General features: G+C 62.7%; 16 protein-coding genes and 1 pseudogene. 14 read left to right on the top strand and 3 right to left on the bottom strand.

Going from position 1 to position 14,864, the window contains the following annotated elements; all coding sequences use genetic code 11:
- Window positions 1–5 precede the first annotated feature (5 nt).
- From AC1Q6E_RS23950 to AC1Q6E_RS23915, 8 genes and pseudogenes are all read left to right on the top strand, one after another.
- Complete coding sequence (locus AC1Q6E_RS23950) at window positions 6–506, top strand: hypothetical protein (RefSeq protein ID WP_492573635.1); 501 nt, start codon at window positions 6–8, stop codon at window positions 504–506.
- On the top strand, window positions 506–1,024 hold the full coding sequence (locus AC1Q6E_RS23945) for a hypothetical protein (RefSeq protein WP_492573634.1): 519 nt from the start codon (window positions 506–508) through the stop codon (window positions 1,022–1,024). The genes AC1Q6E_RS23950 and AC1Q6E_RS23945 overlap by 1 nt, the downstream gene beginning before the upstream one ends.
- The gene (locus tag AC1Q6E_RS23940; protein WP_492573633.1) at window positions 1,024–1,437 is read left to right on the top strand and encodes an HNH endonuclease; all 414 of its coding nucleotides are present in this window, start codon (window positions 1,024–1,026) and stop codon (window positions 1,435–1,437) included. The genes AC1Q6E_RS23945 and AC1Q6E_RS23940 overlap by 1 nt, the downstream gene beginning before the upstream one ends.
- A complete protein-coding gene (locus AC1Q6E_RS23935) occupies window positions 1,434–1,655 on the top strand; it encodes a hypothetical protein (RefSeq protein ID WP_492573632.1) in 222 nt (73 codons plus the stop codon). Before AC1Q6E_RS23940 ends, AC1Q6E_RS23935 begins: the two co-directional genes overlap by 4 nt.
- Before the next feature lie 197 nt (window positions 1,656–1,852).
- A complete protein-coding gene (locus AC1Q6E_RS23930) occupies window positions 1,853–2,173 on the top strand; it encodes a hypothetical protein (protein WP_492573631.1) in 321 nt (106 codons plus the stop codon).
- 7 nt (window positions 2,174–2,180) lie between these two features.
- Window positions 2,181–2,291 (top strand): annotated as a pseudogene (locus AC1Q6E_RS23925) (hypothetical protein); the annotation flags it as partial.
- 53 nt (window positions 2,292–2,344) lie between these two features.
- Window positions 2,345–3,328, top strand: a complete 984-nt coding sequence (locus AC1Q6E_RS23920) for a tyrosine-type recombinase/integrase (protein WP_492573630.1) — start codon at window positions 2,345–2,347, stop codon at window positions 3,326–3,328.
- A gap of 264 nt (window positions 3,329–3,592) precedes the next feature.
- A complete protein-coding gene (locus AC1Q6E_RS23915) occupies window positions 3,593–4,144 on the top strand; it encodes a hypothetical protein (RefSeq protein WP_296557100.1) in 552 nt (183 codons plus the stop codon).
- A gap of 86 nt (window positions 4,145–4,230) precedes the next feature.
- On the opposite strand, the gene AC1Q6E_RS23910 is transcribed toward AC1Q6E_RS23915, so the two are convergent.
- Both AC1Q6E_RS23910 and AC1Q6E_RS23905 read right to left on the bottom strand, forming a co-directional pair.
- On the bottom strand, window positions 4,231–4,773 hold the full coding sequence (locus AC1Q6E_RS23910; protein ID WP_296557102.1) for a hypothetical protein: 543 nt from the start codon (window positions 4,771–4,773) through the stop codon (window positions 4,231–4,233).
- Window positions 4,774–5,930: 1,157 nt separating this feature from the next.
- Window positions 5,931–7,481, bottom strand: coding sequence for a UbiD family decarboxylase (locus AC1Q6E_RS23905; RefSeq protein ID WP_492573629.1), 1,551 nt, complete (start codon window positions 7,479–7,481; stop codon window positions 5,931–5,933).
- 158 nt (window positions 7,482–7,639) lie between these two features.
- Between AC1Q6E_RS23905 and AC1Q6E_RS23900 the strand changes: the two genes are divergently transcribed.
- Both AC1Q6E_RS23900 and AC1Q6E_RS23895 read left to right on the top strand, forming a co-directional pair.
- Entirely contained in the window at window positions 7,640–8,632 is a 993-nt protein-coding gene (locus tag AC1Q6E_RS23900; protein WP_296557108.1) for a Bug family tripartite tricarboxylate transporter substrate binding protein, read from the top strand.
- A gap of 93 nt (window positions 8,633–8,725) precedes the next feature.
- Entirely contained in the window at window positions 8,726–9,793 is a 1,068-nt protein-coding gene (locus tag AC1Q6E_RS23895; protein WP_152796755.1) for a linear amide C-N hydrolase, read from the top strand.
- Window positions 9,794–9,939: 146 nt separating this feature from the next.
- On the opposite strand, the gene AC1Q6E_RS23890 is transcribed toward AC1Q6E_RS23895, so the two are convergent.
- On the bottom strand, window positions 9,940–10,143 hold the full coding sequence (locus AC1Q6E_RS23890) for a cold-shock protein (RefSeq protein WP_152796724.1): 204 nt from the start codon (window positions 10,141–10,143) through the stop codon (window positions 9,940–9,942).
- 255 nt (window positions 10,144–10,398) lie between these two features.
- Here AC1Q6E_RS23890 and AC1Q6E_RS23885 point away from each other — a divergent pair, with 255 nt between their 5' ends.
- From AC1Q6E_RS23885 to AC1Q6E_RS23870, 4 genes are all read left to right on the top strand, one after another.
- Window positions 10,399–11,295 carry a LysR family transcriptional regulator gene (locus tag AC1Q6E_RS23885; RefSeq protein ID WP_492573628.1) on the top strand — a complete coding sequence of 299 codons (897 nt, stop codon included), beginning with the start codon at window positions 10,399–10,401 and terminating at the stop codon, window positions 11,293–11,295.
- A 116-nt stretch (window positions 11,296–11,411) separates the two neighbouring features.
- Window positions 11,412–12,866, top strand: coding sequence for an aldehyde dehydrogenase family protein (locus AC1Q6E_RS23880; protein WP_296557121.1), 1,455 nt, complete (start codon window positions 11,412–11,414; stop codon window positions 12,864–12,866).
- Window positions 12,867–12,902: 36 nt separating this feature from the next.
- Window positions 12,903–13,859 (top strand): Bug family tripartite tricarboxylate transporter substrate binding protein, encoded by a 957-nt coding sequence (locus AC1Q6E_RS23875; RefSeq protein ID WP_152796718.1) that lies wholly within the window; start codon window positions 12,903–12,905, stop codon window positions 13,857–13,859.
- Window positions 13,860–13,886: 27 nt separating this feature from the next.
- Window positions 13,887–14,849 (top strand): PhnD/SsuA/transferrin family substrate-binding protein, encoded by a 963-nt coding sequence (locus tag AC1Q6E_RS23870; protein ID WP_296557125.1) that lies wholly within the window; start codon window positions 13,887–13,889, stop codon window positions 14,847–14,849.
- The last annotated feature ends 15 nt before the right edge of the window (window positions 14,850–14,864 follow it).

Here is a 14,864-nt window from a genome sequence, read left to right as displayed (position 1 = left end):
GCCCAATGAGCGCCGACGATATCAAGCCCGTGCTAACTCAGGACGACATCAACCTGGCAATCCGTCTGACGTCGTGGGGGCATCTCGACTCTAACGTGCAGTTTGCCCGGCTGATCGAGCGCGCCGCCATCCAGGCCGACCGCGCCAGCTGCGCAGAACCGGTAGCCTGGCGCATACGCCACCGACCCCCGCCCGGGATGACCGGGAACTACCCGTGGGTTTATACGGAAATTCCTCCTGGTGCGCTGGATGCCCGTTACGAGTGCGAGCCTCTGCGCGTCGGCCATTCCCCGCAGGGCGATGCACCAGCGCGGGCAGTCGCTGGGCAACTGCGCGAGCCCAAGAACGGCGGCGGATGGCATGTGGTTTGGTGGAACGATAGCATGCGAATGATGTTGCCAGACGGCGCGCGGCTCGACGGCTACAACAGGTATCGCAACGGCACCATGCAACTGACCGTCAAGGTCGACGCCGCCCGCAGCACCCCTGCAAAGGGAGGTGAGTGATGGATATCCACTCTCGCCTTGTAGTAGCAATTGAGCAGCCAGAAACCGCCTACCTTTGGGTTCCCGACGACTCAATTACATTCACGCCCGGCATGCTGAAACTGACCTACGGCGACGGCCGCGCCCTGTTCTGGCTCTCCACCATCAACCAGCGCCCGGCGTACTGGGTGATTCGCGGGTGCAGTTCATGGGAAACGGGCTACGGCACCACGTGGGACACGGACGGGCCGGATTTTGGGTCAATGACCGACCAGATCCTCACTGACCTCGAAGAGCAATTTGGCGATGGACGATGCGGATACAGCGGCTCGAGCCTGTTTTTCCCCATTGGAGAACGGGGGTGTGATTGCGACGAATGCACTGAGGAGCAGGTCGCCGTGTGGCCGATGGTAGACGGCTATGGAGGATGTCAGTGGGGTCGCGTTAAATGGCCGGCTGGCTTTGAGACAGTCGAGAACGGCTATTTGCTGGCTGCTGATGCAGATGGGAGCACCCCTGCAACCGAGAAGGGGGAGTGATGCGCATCACGAGATCCCAGCGCGAGCAGATACGCCAGATGTTCGGCGGACGGTGCGCCTACTGCGGCTGCCCGCTGCCAGATCGGTGGCACGTCGACCACGTGGCGCCTGTGATCCGCGACATCATCATGCGTGACAACCGGCTCATGTCCGATCCTGACAATTGCTCCTACCCGGAGCGTCACGCAATCGGCAATCTCATGCCCGCATGCCCGCCCTGCAATATCAGCAAGCACAGCTTCGACCTCGAACAGTGGCGCAGCCTGATTGCCCGACACATCCACAGCCTGAATGCCCACCACCCGATTTACCGGCTCGCGAAAGCATACGGCTTGATCGTCGAAACCGGTGCGCCCGTGGTGTTCCACTTTGAACGAGCGGCCACCCCTGCAAGCAAGACGGAGGGAGCATGAAAGTCAACAGCCTCAGAATTTACTTCGACGTTGGAACGACAAGGAAAGAAACCGAGGCCAGCGCCGTCTTGGTTCTTGGAGAGAGCGGCCGCCTCGACGTAGACGTCACTCTGGATCCGGCTCTTATTTCCGCACTCAAGGCCCTGGCGCTGGATGCCGCACGGTGGGCGCTCGAACAAGAGCGGAAAGGCGAAACCAGCAAAGGAGAGGCGTCGTGATAAAGGTGCCCAGTCATTGTGGCTTTTCGTGCCCCGCGCCGTGGTGGGTGGTCAAGTGCCCATGTGGCGGAACCCCTTCCCAGCGGAAGCGATCCTATTACACCGGATACCGACACATTGACGGTAAGGCATGGATTGAGTGCATTGTGTGCGGCAGGAAAACCGAGGAATTTCCTGATAACTCTCAGTCGTTCGGCTTGGATTCCCTTCATTTCAAGTCCGCGGTGCGCTGGAACGAGATGCATGGAGTCGGGCCGGGCCGGGAAATTCGCGTCGGCGACGTCGTATGGACCGTCGCAGAGTTGATGCAGGCTGCCGAGAGCCTGGCTGACGGCGGCACCTACGTGAAGCGGACTGACACCAGCCTCATCCGCCTCACTGCCGGCGACGCGAGCCGAGCACTGGGTGCGATGGATAGGGCCGAGGCGCGCGACATCCTGGACACGTTGCTGAACGGGAAAGTGTTGCGCACCGGACCCCATCAGCCGATTTTGCACGGGGACGGCAGTGACTGCTGAGGCGGTGATGGGAGGGCGAGCTATGATTTCCGCTGATGCTGCCGCCAAGATCCTGGGTGTCAGCACCCGAAAAGTGTACGAGTTGGCCGCGCCCGCCGGCCCGATTCCGTGCGTGCGCATCGGTCGGCGCGTCTCGTTCGAAGAGTTTGATGTCCTGGAATACAAGCAATCATGCCGATCTACCGAGATAAAACGCGCTGTTGTTTCGTGTTTGAGTTCGACCGCGTTGTCGGTGGGCGGCGAGTCCGAACTCGAAAAGTTCTTCCGAAGGCGTGGACGCGAGCGCAAGCGGACGCCTACGACCGAACCCGGTCGGCCGAACTCTACGCCATCACGCAGGGCGTCTCCCGCCCTGAGCGTCGTATCGAGGACGCCGTCCTCGTCTACTTGAAGGAGAGGGCGCCACATCTCAAGACCGGCGAGAACGTCGAGCGAGAACTCGAGTTGATGCAGTGGGTGTACCAGGGCCAACCACTATCGACGCTGGCCGACGTGTGCAGGCGCTACGCAGCCGAGGCCACTCGGGCGAAAGATGATCCTCGGCCGCTGTCGGCCGCCTCAATCCGCAATCGGATCCGGTACCTGACGGCCGCGTGCCGGTATGGCTGGAAGCACCACGGCATGGGAGAGAACGACCCCGCAGCCCGGGTAACGATACCCACAGTCAGGAACGAACGGCAGACCTACATCGACCGCGGGCAGATGCTGTGCCTGGCCAGGGCCTGCACAAACAGGGCAGGGCGGTGTTCCATTCGAATCGCTTTTTACAGCGGTATGCGGCTCTCCGAGATTCTGCGCGCCGATCCTACGCCGGCAGGCTTTCGACTGCTCGACACCAAGAACGGCACGCCGCGTATTGTGCCTATCCACCCCAAGGCCGCAAGTGCCGCCAGAGCGCTCGACCGGTCAACTCCCAAGATCACCATCCAGCGCGCATTCCAGCGCGCCAGGGCGGCCGTCGGCATGCCAGAGGTACATTTCCACGACATCCGGCACTCTGCCGCCTCGGCCATGATCAACGCCGGAGTGGATCTGTACACTGTCGGGGCAGTCCTCGGCCATGCCGACCCGCGCAGCACGAAGCGATACGCTCACCTGGCGACCGATACCCTGGCCGCTGCGGTGGGTAGAATTGGAGCCAAAGCTGCCGCATAGCCGGTGGGGGAAATATTGGCACACTGGGTGCATTTCAGGCGGTTGGCGCACTTGGCGCACGCGTAGAAACCCAGCATCTACGCCGTTTCTCGGCTTTGCGTGTTCCGCATGTTCGACTCGAAATCAGGCGTACGGTAACCCCGTACCGTGGGTTCGAATCCCACCCTCTCCGCCAGTTACATGAGATAAGCCCTTGATTTTCAAGGGCTTTTTTCTTTTCTGCGTCGATATACCCATGTTTTTACCCATGTGGCGATAACTGACATGAAGAACGAAGAAATCCGAAAACTTGACTTCGGTGACTGGCCGCTACCGGACGAATACCTAGTTGAAATTGGGCGGGTGTCCGCAATGTGGGCACTTCTTGAGTCCTTCTTGAACATATGCCTAGGGAAGCTTGCCGGGTTCAATGATTTGGGCGACCCAAAGCCGTTCATTCTGGTGAATCACGCCAGCGTCCCGCAGCGGCTGGACATGCTAGGCACATTGTGCGAACACTTGGTGCCCAACTATCCGCAACTATCTGGATACAAGGACGTAATCGCGAAAATCAAGTCGGCGCAAGCGTTGCGAAACAAGTTCTCGCACCATAGCAGCACCTTCGACAAGGATTCGGGAAAGCTAGAAATCGCCATAGGAAGCGCCCGAGGCACGCTAAAGACAAACGTAGAGCGCGTAGACATTGCCGATCTTCGACGGGCCGTGATGAATATCGACGAAGCGCAAGTAGCTTTGTACAAACTGGTTCTAGGCAGGGACATAGAACCAGCATGGAAGCGCAAAACCGCACAAGCACCCAAAGAAGAAACCAAGTAGCGGTCCGTCAGGCGACGTACTTTCATCGCACGAAAAAAGACCCGGCACGAAGGCCGGGCAAAAGTCCCCAATGGCACTTGGGTTCGTTAAATCTGAACGCGGGTCGAAGCCTTCGCCGCAAGCGTCGGGTTGTAGAAGCTGTTGCGAACACTACCGATAGCCTTGTCGAACTTCGGCGCAAGCTCACGAAGCGCGACGCTATCGGTCATGTGTCGGTAGGCTTCCGGGGCGAACTTTTCGGCGGCTTCATACCGCAGCTTCGAATGCGTGTCGGCGTTGATGCCCACAAGGAAGCCGGGCGAATGGAAGATGACCGCCGCAACATCCTTCGACGCCAGCATGGCCGCGCGCACGTTGGCCGGGCCGTCCGGCTGTTTCGCCTGTTCGCGGATGTACGCCCGGATTTCGCTTTCAAGGCTGGCATGGCTGGCGCGCGGCGTGAATTCGCGTTCGGCCTGCGCTGCGCCGTCGCTGAACAGCACTTCGGCCCGGTTTTCAATGGCGGCTTTGGCCTTCTGCAAAGCTTCGACCGTGCGCGCGGCCACTGCGCCCGCCGCTTCGTGCCGCTGTACGTCGTTGCGGGTTGCATCGTTCAGAAGCGCGGCGACAGTATCGATGCCATCGCGCAAGGCAATAAGTTTCGTTCCTACATTCGGGTCAAGTTCGCCTGACTTCATCGCGCGATATACGCGGGCAAGTTCCCCCCGCTATGTCGTTGGCGCTGACAAGCCGCGCCCGTGCGTATCGCTTCTTCGGCACCAAGTCATGCCCACACTCAACGGCTATGCGTGCTCCAACGGACCAGAGGTATCTACTTTGGCGTGGATTTTCCCGCCCTTACACCCATAGCCACTACGTGCGCTAGCAGGGGCGGATGATTCGCCGGTTTAGGGGCTGGGAAAAGGGTAAAGAAGCCTCGTGCGTGTTCCATAGCGATAAAAATCCGAACAAGCGTTTCGATGCTACCGGCGCCACTTAGCTCGAACCGTTTATACGTTCGCAGGGGGATGTTCGCTTTCGCGGCGAAGGCTGATTGAGACAGCCCGCTTCGATAGCGTTCTGCACGTACGCGCATGGCTAGGTATTCGAGTATTTCCTGCTCTGTAGCAGACCGCAGGAATTCGAGCTGCTGTTCTGGTGTCACGAGGTGGTGCCAAATATGGCACTAATTGTGGATAACTGGTTCGCGTAAGCTTAAATGCTATGGCACAATAAGTCATCCGATAAACACATCTCAGGCGGCCGGCTCCCTATGGGCGTCTCGGCAGCAAACAAAAAGGCCTCCGGCGTGGCGCGCCGGAGGCCTTTGCAAAGCTTAAAAACGCTGCACTCAAAGATCTCATGAGTGAAACGTCTTGTTGTTGCTGTGTGAGAGCGGAAAATCGTATGCCCTATTAGGCAGGATTGTCAACACCAAGTTCCATGCTGAGATCGCTGAAATAGGAGCCGAAGATGGCTACAACCAGCGAAGAACAGGTTATCTACCGGATGACCATTACGGTCAAGGGCCGAGTAATTCGTCGGCCGAATGGCCAACCCTTCCGCATCGTACTTCGCAATCCCAGTGCGAAGTAGGACGTAGAGCCAGGGTAGGACTGGGAGGAGGCTTCGTCGAAGCTTCCTCCTCTGATCCATAACTTGACTCGAAACGTCGTATGGCTCTCGGAGTAGCGTTCCCATCAATACCGCGTCAGTGTCGCTTCCATTGCAATAACCCCTCGATTTCACCGATCAAGGAGTTTTTTGTTGCCACGATCAAAATATCGCGGCGTCACGCGGCCCGCTATCAACCAAACCGATAGCGCCCCTGATCATCACGCCCAATCGCGCGCCGGGAAGCGATGTCCTCCAACCCCCGGACAAGCTCGCGTCCATCCCGAGTCCCAACCGCCGTCATGAGCTCCGCGAAAAACCTGGGCCCGCTCTCCAGCGCGGCTTCCAGGGAAGCATGGCTGGACGCGCCGAACCTCGGGGGATGCGGAACTTCATGCTCGATGGGACGCTTGGCTCCAGGCGCCAGCCAGGGCAGCGTCATGTCGAATCCAGTCTTGTCGGTCGTTCGTGAGCCGTCCAAGGACGGATCCAATGGAACGGTCCTCAACCCGCTTTGGACGACCAGGTCCCTGCTCGCCTGAAAACGCGTCGCCAGCGCCCACTCCATCTGGGCGTCGGAATAGATGTCGATGTCCGGGTCGACGACGAACACATTCTTGACATTGCCCAGGCAGCCGAATGCGGCGGCGATGGCATTGCGCGCTTCGCCCGGGACGCGTTGCTGCAACGCGATACGGACGTTGAACGATCCTCCCGCCGCGGGGGGCGCGTAGACCGCTCGCACCTCGCGCACGGCGGATTCGAGCGCTTTCCATACGAGGACTTCCGTTCGCAGGGAGCAAAGCTGCGCCGTATCCGTGCAGTGCATGCTCGGGCCGCCGATGGAGGAGGTTTGGAAGATGGCGTCCCGGCGATGGGTGATGGCGGTCAAATGGAAGAGCGGATTGCGTTTGACCGCTCCGTAGTAGCCGAGAAATTCGCCGAAAGGACCTTCGGGTTCCACATGGCCGCGCTCGTCGAAATAGCCCTCGATGATGAACTGGGAGTCGGCGGGCACCATCAAATCGTTCGTCACGCACTTGACGACGCCCAAGGGCTCGGCCCGCAAAGCCGCGATCAGCGCCAGCTCGTCGCCGGGAAAGCGAAGCGTGGCGGCGAGTTGATCGATGGGGTGGCTGCCGATGGCGAACGCCACCGGCGTGCGTTCGCCGCGTTCCGCGCGTGCCATGTAGATGGCGCGCAAATCGGAAGGCGCGACCAGGTCCACGCCCGCCGACCGGCGGCCGCGCAGCATGAGGCGGCGCATGCCCACGTTCGTATGCCCGGCGGAGGGATCGTGGACGAAGTCGACCGACGCCGAGATGTACGGCGCGCCGTCGAATTCGTGCTGCAGATGCACCGGCAGGGCGGTCAAGTCGCATTCGTCGCCGGTCAGCACGACCTCCTGGACCGGGGCGTGCGCGCGCGGCACTTCCACCAGTTCGCCTGGCTTGCGCAGCCGCGCGAGTACCTCGGACAACACCTTGTCCGAGGTGGTCCCGAAGGCGGCTGCCAGGCGGGCCCGGCTGCCCGCGACGTTGCCGCACAGGGGGAAGCTGCTGCCTTCGATGTTCTCGAACCATGCCGCGCGCGGATTGCCGTCCAGGCGGGCGGCGACATCGGCAAGCGCGACAGGCGCGGCATGCCGTTCCAGGTCGTCGCCGGACAACGACGCAAGAAAGGTACGCAGGCCGAATCGTTGTAGATCGGGACGGTTCTCTGACCGGGAAAGGGATGCGTTCATGTTTCTCCTCCTTGTCGCGATGAAGTATTTGTAAATTTACTTTATATAAAATAAGCTTATATTAATCTCGGCAACAGAGAAACGCCACGACCATCCGCAGATGGCGGCGCAACCGCGACGCGCATGAGGCGCCCGCTTTGCCCCTAGGAGGAGACGACATGAAGACACGCTTTGGAACAAGAGCCAGGACCTGGCTGGCCCTGGCTGCCGCGGTGCTGGCGCCGGCTGCCGCGTCCGCCCAGGACCCGGCCGGCCGGTACCCGGACCGCATGATCAAGATCATCGTGCCTTATACGCCCGGCGGCCTGGTGGATACGTTCACCCGCACCCTGGCCGAAGACATGGCCAGCCGGCTGGGGCAACCCGTCGTCGTGGAGAACCGCCCCGGCGCCAACCAGGCCATCGGGGCCAATGCCGCGGCCCGCTCCGCGCCCGACGGCTACACCTTGTTCGTCAGTTCGCAAACAGGAATGATCCTGAACCCGCTGACGACCAAGGGGCTGCTGGTCGATCCGGCGAAGGATTTCACGCCTGTCGCCACGATGTTCTCCACCCCTTTCTACCTCGTGGTCAACAGTTCCGTTCCGGTGAAAACCGTCCAGGAACTGGTCGCGCTGGCGAAATCCAAACCGGGCAAACTCACCTATGGCTCTTTGGGGCGCGGCGGCACCCACCATCTGGCGGGCGAAATGTTCACGCGCCGAACCGGCACGAATATCCTGCACGTGCCGTACAAGGGCAGCGCCCCGGCCATGAACGACTTGCTGGGCGGCCAGATCGACATGATGTTTGAGGGCGGAACCTCGACGCTTCCCTATGTCCAGTCCGGCCGGCTGCGGGCCCTGGCTTCCACCGGCCAAACGCGCAGCGAAGCCATGCCCGACCTGCCGGCGCTGAACGAAATCATCCCCGGGTTCTCGATGACGGTCTGGATCGGCCTGGTTGCGCCGAGCGGCATCCCCCAGCCGATCGCGGACAAGCTGAACGCCGCCGTGCAGGCCATGCTGAAGCTGCCTTCCACGCACGAGAAATTCGCGCCTGTCGGCATAGAAATGATGCCCGGCTCGCAAGCTGATTTCGCCAGGTTGATCCAATCGGATCTCCCGACCTGGGCCAAGATCGTTCAGGACGCGGGCATAGAACCGCAGTAGATTCCCCTCCTGGCACGCCATCCGATCGCCGCATCGGGCCTGCTTCCGGTTCCGATGCGGTAAAGTCCATCGACGCTTCGGATGGAGAGTTTGATGAACCCGAGAATGCCCCTCTACGTATCCGCCTGCGCCGCGGTGCTTGCCTGCGCAAGCATGCTGGCTGTCTCGGCGGCGCAGGCCTGCACCCGCTTTGTCTATCTCGGCGCCGCCGGCCAGATCGTCACGGCGCGCTCGATGGACTGGAAGGTCGACGTCGGCACCAACTTATGGATGTTTCCGCGCGGCATGAGGCGATCCGGCGAAGCCGGTCCGAACTCCATTCAATGGACCTCGAAATACGGAAGCGTCATCGCCTCGGGCTATGACATCTCGACAACCGACGGCATGAACGAAGCGGGGCTGGTGGCCAATGTCCTGTGGCTGGTCGAATCCTCCTACCCGGCCTACGACGGCAAGACGCCCGGCCTGACGCTCGCGGCCTGGGCGCAATACGCGCTCGACAACTTCGCCACCGTCCAGGAGGCGGTCGACACCTTGGCGAAGGAACCGTTCACCGTCGTCACCGACAACGTCCCGGGCGAAGCCCGGTTGGCGACCCTGCACCTCTCGCTCTCGGATGCCAGCGGCGACAGCGCCATCATCGAGTACATCGACGGCAAGCAGGTCATCCACCACAGCCGTGACTACCAGGTCATGACCAACTCGCCGACCTTCGACAAACAGTTGGCGATGGAGGAGTACTGGAAGCAGATAGGCGGGACGGTCATGCTGCCCGGCACGAACCGGGCATCCGACCGGTTTGCCCGGGCGGCTTTCTACGTCAACGCGCTTCCCAAAACGGAAGATCCGCTGGAGACGATCGCCAGTGTCTTCAGCGTCATCCGCAACGTCTCGGTGCCCCTGGGCATCACCACGCCGGACCAGCCCAATATTTCCTCGACCCGCTGGCGCACCGTCGCCGACCACAAGCACAAGCGCTACTTCTTCGAATCGGCGCTGACGCCCAACATCTTCTGGGTCGACCTGACGAAGCTGGATTTCTCGCGCGAAACCGGACAGGTGATGAAACTCGACCTTGGCCCGAATCAGGCGAACATCTATTCAGGCATGGCCAACGGCGGATTCAAGCAGGCGGCGCCTTTCAAATTCCTCGGGATCTGAACCGATCGCGGGCACCATGATAATCACGGGGAAGAGGCCACGGATTCACGCCAGCTTCATTTCGACCGCCCATAACAAACAAGCCCTCTTTCGAGGGCTTGTTTATTCTTGGAGCAGCGCCTTTACCAGCCGGCGCGCTTCACGAATTACAGCGGCGTGATCTTGGTCGCCTGGGGACCCTTGGGGCCCTGGCCGGCGACAAAGCTGACGCGCTGGTTTTCCTGCAGCGACTTGTAGCCGTCACCCTGGATTTCGGAGAAGTGGGCGAACAGGTCCTTGCCGCCATTGTCCGGCATGATGAAGCCGAAGCCCTTTTCCGAGTTGAACCACTTGACGATACCGGTTTCCATAATTGTTTCCTTGATGAAATGCGGGCGCAGCCCGGGATGAGACGATCAAGGTGGGACTAGAACAATTTATGGCGCACTGGTGGATCGCACACAACCGCAGGAATCGCAACGCTTGAAGATCTGCATACACTATCGGGCTTGTGGTTCCCGCCGTCAAGGGGTATTTGTGTGACTGGGGAAATATTGCCGGAAAACCCGGGTAGGTGACGGATATGCAACTATTCTCCCGGAATCTCCACTCCCCCCGCCGCTTCGATGCTCCAGCCCCAGGCTCTTCGCTACTTCGCCGAAGTCGTCCGCACCGGCTCCCTGCGCCGGGCGTCCGAGCTCTTCTTCGTCGCCCCCAGCGCCATCAGCCGCCAGATCGTGAACCTGGAGCAGGAGCTGGGCGCGCCGCTGTTCGAGCGCTCGCCGCGCGGCATGCTGCCCACCGAGGCGGGGCGGATGCTGTTCGCGTTCGTCTGCGACAGCGACCACCGTATCGAGCGGATCCGCTCCGATCTCCACGATTTGACCGATCTGCGGCGCGGCACGGTCCGGCTGGCGGTGATCGAGGCCGTGACCGGGGATTTCCTGCCGGCGCTGATGACGCGCTTCAGCGCCTCGTACCCGGGCATCGATTTCCATGTGGAGGTCTGCGGCACGCACCAGATCGCCGACCGGGTGGTCGAGGAGTCGGCCGAGATCGGGCTGGCGTTCGACGTGTTGAGCCGGGAGGACCTGGTGCTCCAGGGCCGGCTGGCGCAGCCCTTGCAGGTGATCTGCCGTCCATCCCATCCGCTGGCGCGCCGCAAGTCGCTGCGCATGACGGATCTCGCCGGCGAGCGGATGGTGCTGCCCGATGAAACCTTTGGCACGCGCTATCTGATTGATCGCGCCGCCGCGCGCGCCGGGGTGATGCTGTCGGTTCACTGCGTGGCCAATTCGTTGCAACTGCTCAAGATGCTGGTGGCCGGCTCGGATGTGGTCTCGTGCATGCCGCCGCTCACGTTCGCGCACGAAGAGGCCGCCGGGCTGTTGGCGGCGGTGCCGGTTTCGGACAAGTCGTGCCGGCAGGCCAGCCTGGACATCATTACCGCGCGCCAGCATAAGCTCTCGGCCGCGGCGAGGGCTTTTCTCGATCCGCTCCTGGCGATGTGCAAGGCGCGTTGATCCGGTCGAGGGTGTTCTTTTTTTCAGAACGCTGCCATCACCTGTTCCTGGCTTCCGTGTGACAGTCCCCACGCGTTTAATGAACTCACTTTCATGGAACGCCTGGAGCCTGCCGCATGACTTTCGAGAAAATCCTGTCTCCCTATGACGGCAGCGTCGTGGGCGAAATGCCGGTTGCCGGCGCCGCCGACGTGGAGCAGGCCATCGGCCGGGCGCAGCGCGCCTTCGAGATCATGCGCAAGCTGCCTCGCTTCGCGCGCGCCGACATCCTGGCGAGGGCGGCCGAGTTGTTGAGGGAACGCCGCGATGAGTTCGTCCGCACCATCGCCGCCGAGGCCGGCAAGCCGCTCTACGACGCTCGCGGAGAGGTGTCGCGGGCGATTTTCAACCTGACCAATGCGGCGGCCGAGGCCCGGCTCCAGCATGGCGACGAGGTTCCGCTGGATGCCGATGCCGGCGTGTTCGAGTACCAGACCACGGGCGCGGATGGCCGTCCCGCGTCGCTCGCCAGCCTGGACCACGAAGCGCTGGCGTCGATGCGCCGCCGCGTGGGGATCGCGCGCCGTTTCCCGATCGGGACCATTCTCGCCATCGCGCCTTTCAATTTCCCGCTCAATCTGGTGATGCACAAGGTCGCCCCGGCGATCGCGGTGGGCAACAGCGTGGTGCTCAAGCCCGCGCCGCAGACGCCGCTGACCGCGCTGCTGCTGCAAAAGCTGTTGGCCGACGCGGGGCTGCCCGAAGGCGCGCTGGAGGTCGTGCACTGCCCGGTGGATCTGGCCGAGACCATGGTGCGCGACGAGCGCTTCGCGATGGTCACCTTCACGGGCAGCGCCAAGGTGGGCTGGCACATCAAGGCGATTGCCGGCCGCAAGAAGGTGGCGCTGGAACTGGGCGGCAACGGCGCGGTGATCGTGGCCGAGGATGCAGACCTGGACCTGGCCGCCGCGCGTTGCGTGCGGGGCGGGGTGGTGTACGGGGGCCAGTATTGCATAGGGGTGCAGCGCATCCTGGTGCAGGAGTCGGTGGCGGACGCCTTCATCGAGAAGCTGGTCGCGAAGGTCGAGGCCTGCCGCGTGGGCAATCCGATGGAAGAGGGCGTCGACGTCGGTCCGGTGATCGACGAGAACTCGGCCCGGCGCATCCAGTCGTGGGTGGACGAGGCCGTGGCGCAGGGCGCGCGCGTGCTGGCGGGCGGATCGCGCGAGCGCGCGGTGGTGATGCCGACGGTGTTGAGCGACACGCGGCCCGGCATGAAGGTGGAGGACGAGGAGATCTTCGGGCCCGTCGTCACCGTGAATCGCTACCAGGATTTCGACCAGGCGGTACAGCGTGCCGCCGATTCGAAGTACGGATTGCAGGGCGGCATCTTCACGCAGGATCTGCGCCGCGCCTTTCGCGCGCTGGAAGATTGGGAGGTCGGCGGCTTGATGATCAACGACGTGCCGATCTACCGCATCGACAACATGCCGTTCGGCGGGTGGAAGGAGTCGGGCACCGGCCGCGAAGGCACCCGCTATGCCATGGACGAGATGTCCGAGATCCGCCTGATGGTCATCAACTACGCCTGATTTTTCCCTTGCCGCACTGACGCCAGGAGCCTGTCCATGAAACGCTTGACCGTATTCTGCTGGATCGCCGCCTTTGCCGTGCTGTCGGGCGCCGCCCGCGCCGACACCTATCCTTCCAAGCCCATCAGGATGCTGGTGCCGTTCCCCGCGGGCGGTACGGTGGATTTCTTCGCCCGCACGGTGGGGCCGCGGCTGGCCGAGGCGCTGGGCCAGCCCGTGTTGATCGAGAACCGCTCGGGCGCGGGCGGCAACATCGCCGCCGAGGCCGTGGCCAGGTCGCCCGCCGACGGCTATACGCTGCTGATGGGGTCCGAGATCGTCTCGATCAACATCACGCTGTACGAGAAGCTGGGCTATGACCCGGTGAAGGACCTGGCGCCGGTGGTGCTGGTCGGCACCGTGCCGAACATCCTGCTGGTCAGTCCCTCGCTGCCGGTCAAGACCACGCAGGAACTGATCGCATATGCCAAGTCGGGCAAGAAGATGTCGTATGCGTCCACCGGCCTGGGTACCTCCAGCCAGTTGTCGTCCGAGCTGTTCAAGTCGGTGGCCGGCATCGACGTGCTGCATGTGCCGTACAAGGGCGGGGCGCCTGCCATCGTCGACCTGGCCGGCGGCCAGGTCGAGATGATGTTCGTGAACATGCCCACCGGGCTGCCCATGGTCAAGGGCGGCAAGGTGCGCATCCTCGCGGTCACCAGCGCGCAGCGCGCGCCGCAGGTGCCGGACGTTCCCACCATTGGCGAGACGCTGCCAGGCTTCGAAACCGCGGCCTGGTCCGCCATCTATGCGCCGGCAGGCACGCCCGGGACGGTGATCGACAAGCTGAACTCGGCCATGGTGAAGATCCTGCAGATGCCCGACGTGAAGGCGGCGCTGGCCGAGCAGGGCGCCGTCCCGGCCGGAGGCACGCCGCAAGCCCTGGGCGATTTCACGAAGTCCGAGATCGTCAAATGGGAAAAGATCATCAAGGCGTCCGGCGCCAAGATATAGTCCATCCATCCAGGCACGAGGCCCCGCATGTCCCAACCTTCCATCCGCATCGCCGTCGGCGACTATGACCGCACCCGCGCCCTGGTCGATGGCAGCGTCGGCGTCCAAGGCATCGAGACCCGCTTCGCGACCGGCGACCTCGAGGCCATCTTTTCGCAGGCTTTCCAGACCGCCGAATACGAGGTCACCGAGCTGTCATTCAGCAACTTCCTGATCGCCAGCGTGCGCGGCGGCTGCCCCTATCTGGCGCTGCCGATCTTCCCGTCGCGCTCGTTCCGCCACTCGGCCGTCTACGTGCGGGCCGGCAGCGGCATCGCCACGCCGGCCGACCTGGCCGGCAAGCGCATCGGCCTGCGCGAGTACTCCAACACCGTGGCGCTGGTCGCGCGCGGCATGCTGTCGGACGAGTACGGTTTCGATCCGGGCAGTTGCGAGTGGTTCGCCGGCGACGTGGATCATGTGGAGCGGGACGCGATAGACCCGCGCAACTGGCCCAAGGAAGTGAGCATCCGGGCCGTGCAGGGCCGCACGCTGTCCTCGATGATCGAAGCCGGCGAGCTCGATGCGCTGATCGCCTATACGCCTCCGGCCGCCTTCGGGCACGCCGGCGTGGGGCGGTTGTTTCCCGACTGGCGCGAGGTGGAAAAAGACTACTACGCGCGCACGCGGCGCTTTCCCATCATGCACGTGATCGCGCTGCGGCGCGACGTGGCCGAGGCCAACCCCAGCCTGCCCAAGGCGCTGCTGGCCGCGTTCGACCAGGCCAAGCAGGCGGCGCAGGACCGCCTGGCAATCCACCAGGCGCTGCCCATCATGCTGCCGTGGATGCAGGCCGAGGCCGAAGGCACGCAGGCGCTGATGGGGCGGGACTTCTGGCCCTACGGCTTCGAGGCCAACCGCGACATGATCGAGACGCAGATCCGCTGGTCGCACGAGCAGGGGCTGATCCCGCGCCGCCCAACTGCCGAGGAGCTGTTCCCGGGCTGCTGAGCCTGCGGCGGGTTT

The sequence above is a fragment of the Pigmentiphaga sp. MLSB6-MA01 genome (assembly GCF_058793475.1).
This window is presented reverse-complemented; position numbering and strand designations above follow the sequence as displayed.

Coding starts and splice junctions, on each gene's coding strand:
- AC1Q6E_RS23950 (WP_492573635.1), top strand. CDS start 6: ATGAGCGCCGACGATATCAAGCCCGTGCTAACTCAGGACGACATCAAC.
- AC1Q6E_RS23945 (WP_492573634.1), top strand. CDS start 506: ATGGATATCCACTCTCGCCTTGTAGTAGCAATTGAGCAGCCAGAAACC.
- AC1Q6E_RS23940 (WP_492573633.1), top strand. CDS start 1,024: ATGCGCATCACGAGATCCCAGCGCGAGCAGATACGCCAGATGTTCGGC.
- AC1Q6E_RS23935 (WP_492573632.1), top strand. CDS start 1,434: ATGAAAGTCAACAGCCTCAGAATTTACTTCGACGTTGGAACGACAAGG.
- AC1Q6E_RS23920 (WP_492573630.1), top strand. CDS start 2,345: ATGCCGATCTACCGAGATAAAACGCGCTGTTGTTTCGTGTTTGAGTTC.
- AC1Q6E_RS23915 (WP_296557100.1), top strand. CDS start 3,593: ATGAAGAACGAAGAAATCCGAAAACTTGACTTCGGTGACTGGCCGCTA.
- AC1Q6E_RS23905 (WP_492573629.1), bottom strand. CDS start 7,481: ATGAACGCATCCCTTTCCCGGTCAGAGAACCGTCCCGATCTACAACGA.
- AC1Q6E_RS23900 (WP_296557108.1), top strand. CDS start 7,640: ATGAAGACACGCTTTGGAACAAGAGCCAGGACCTGGCTGGCCCTGGCT.
- AC1Q6E_RS23895 (WP_152796755.1), top strand. CDS start 8,726: ATGAACCCGAGAATGCCCCTCTACGTATCCGCCTGCGCCGCGGTGCTT.
- AC1Q6E_RS23890 (WP_152796724.1), bottom strand. CDS start 10,143: ATGGAAACCGGTATCGTCAAGTGGTTCAACTCGGAAAAGGGCTTCGGC.
- AC1Q6E_RS23885 (WP_492573628.1), top strand. CDS start 10,399: ATGCTCCAGCCCCAGGCTCTTCGCTACTTCGCCGAAGTCGTCCGCACC.
- AC1Q6E_RS23880 (WP_296557121.1), top strand. CDS start 11,412: ATGACTTTCGAGAAAATCCTGTCTCCCTATGACGGCAGCGTCGTGGGC.
- AC1Q6E_RS23875 (WP_152796718.1), top strand. CDS start 12,903: ATGAAACGCTTGACCGTATTCTGCTGGATCGCCGCCTTTGCCGTGCTG.
- AC1Q6E_RS23870 (WP_296557125.1), top strand. CDS start 13,887: ATGTCCCAACCTTCCATCCGCATCGCCGTCGGCGACTATGACCGCACC.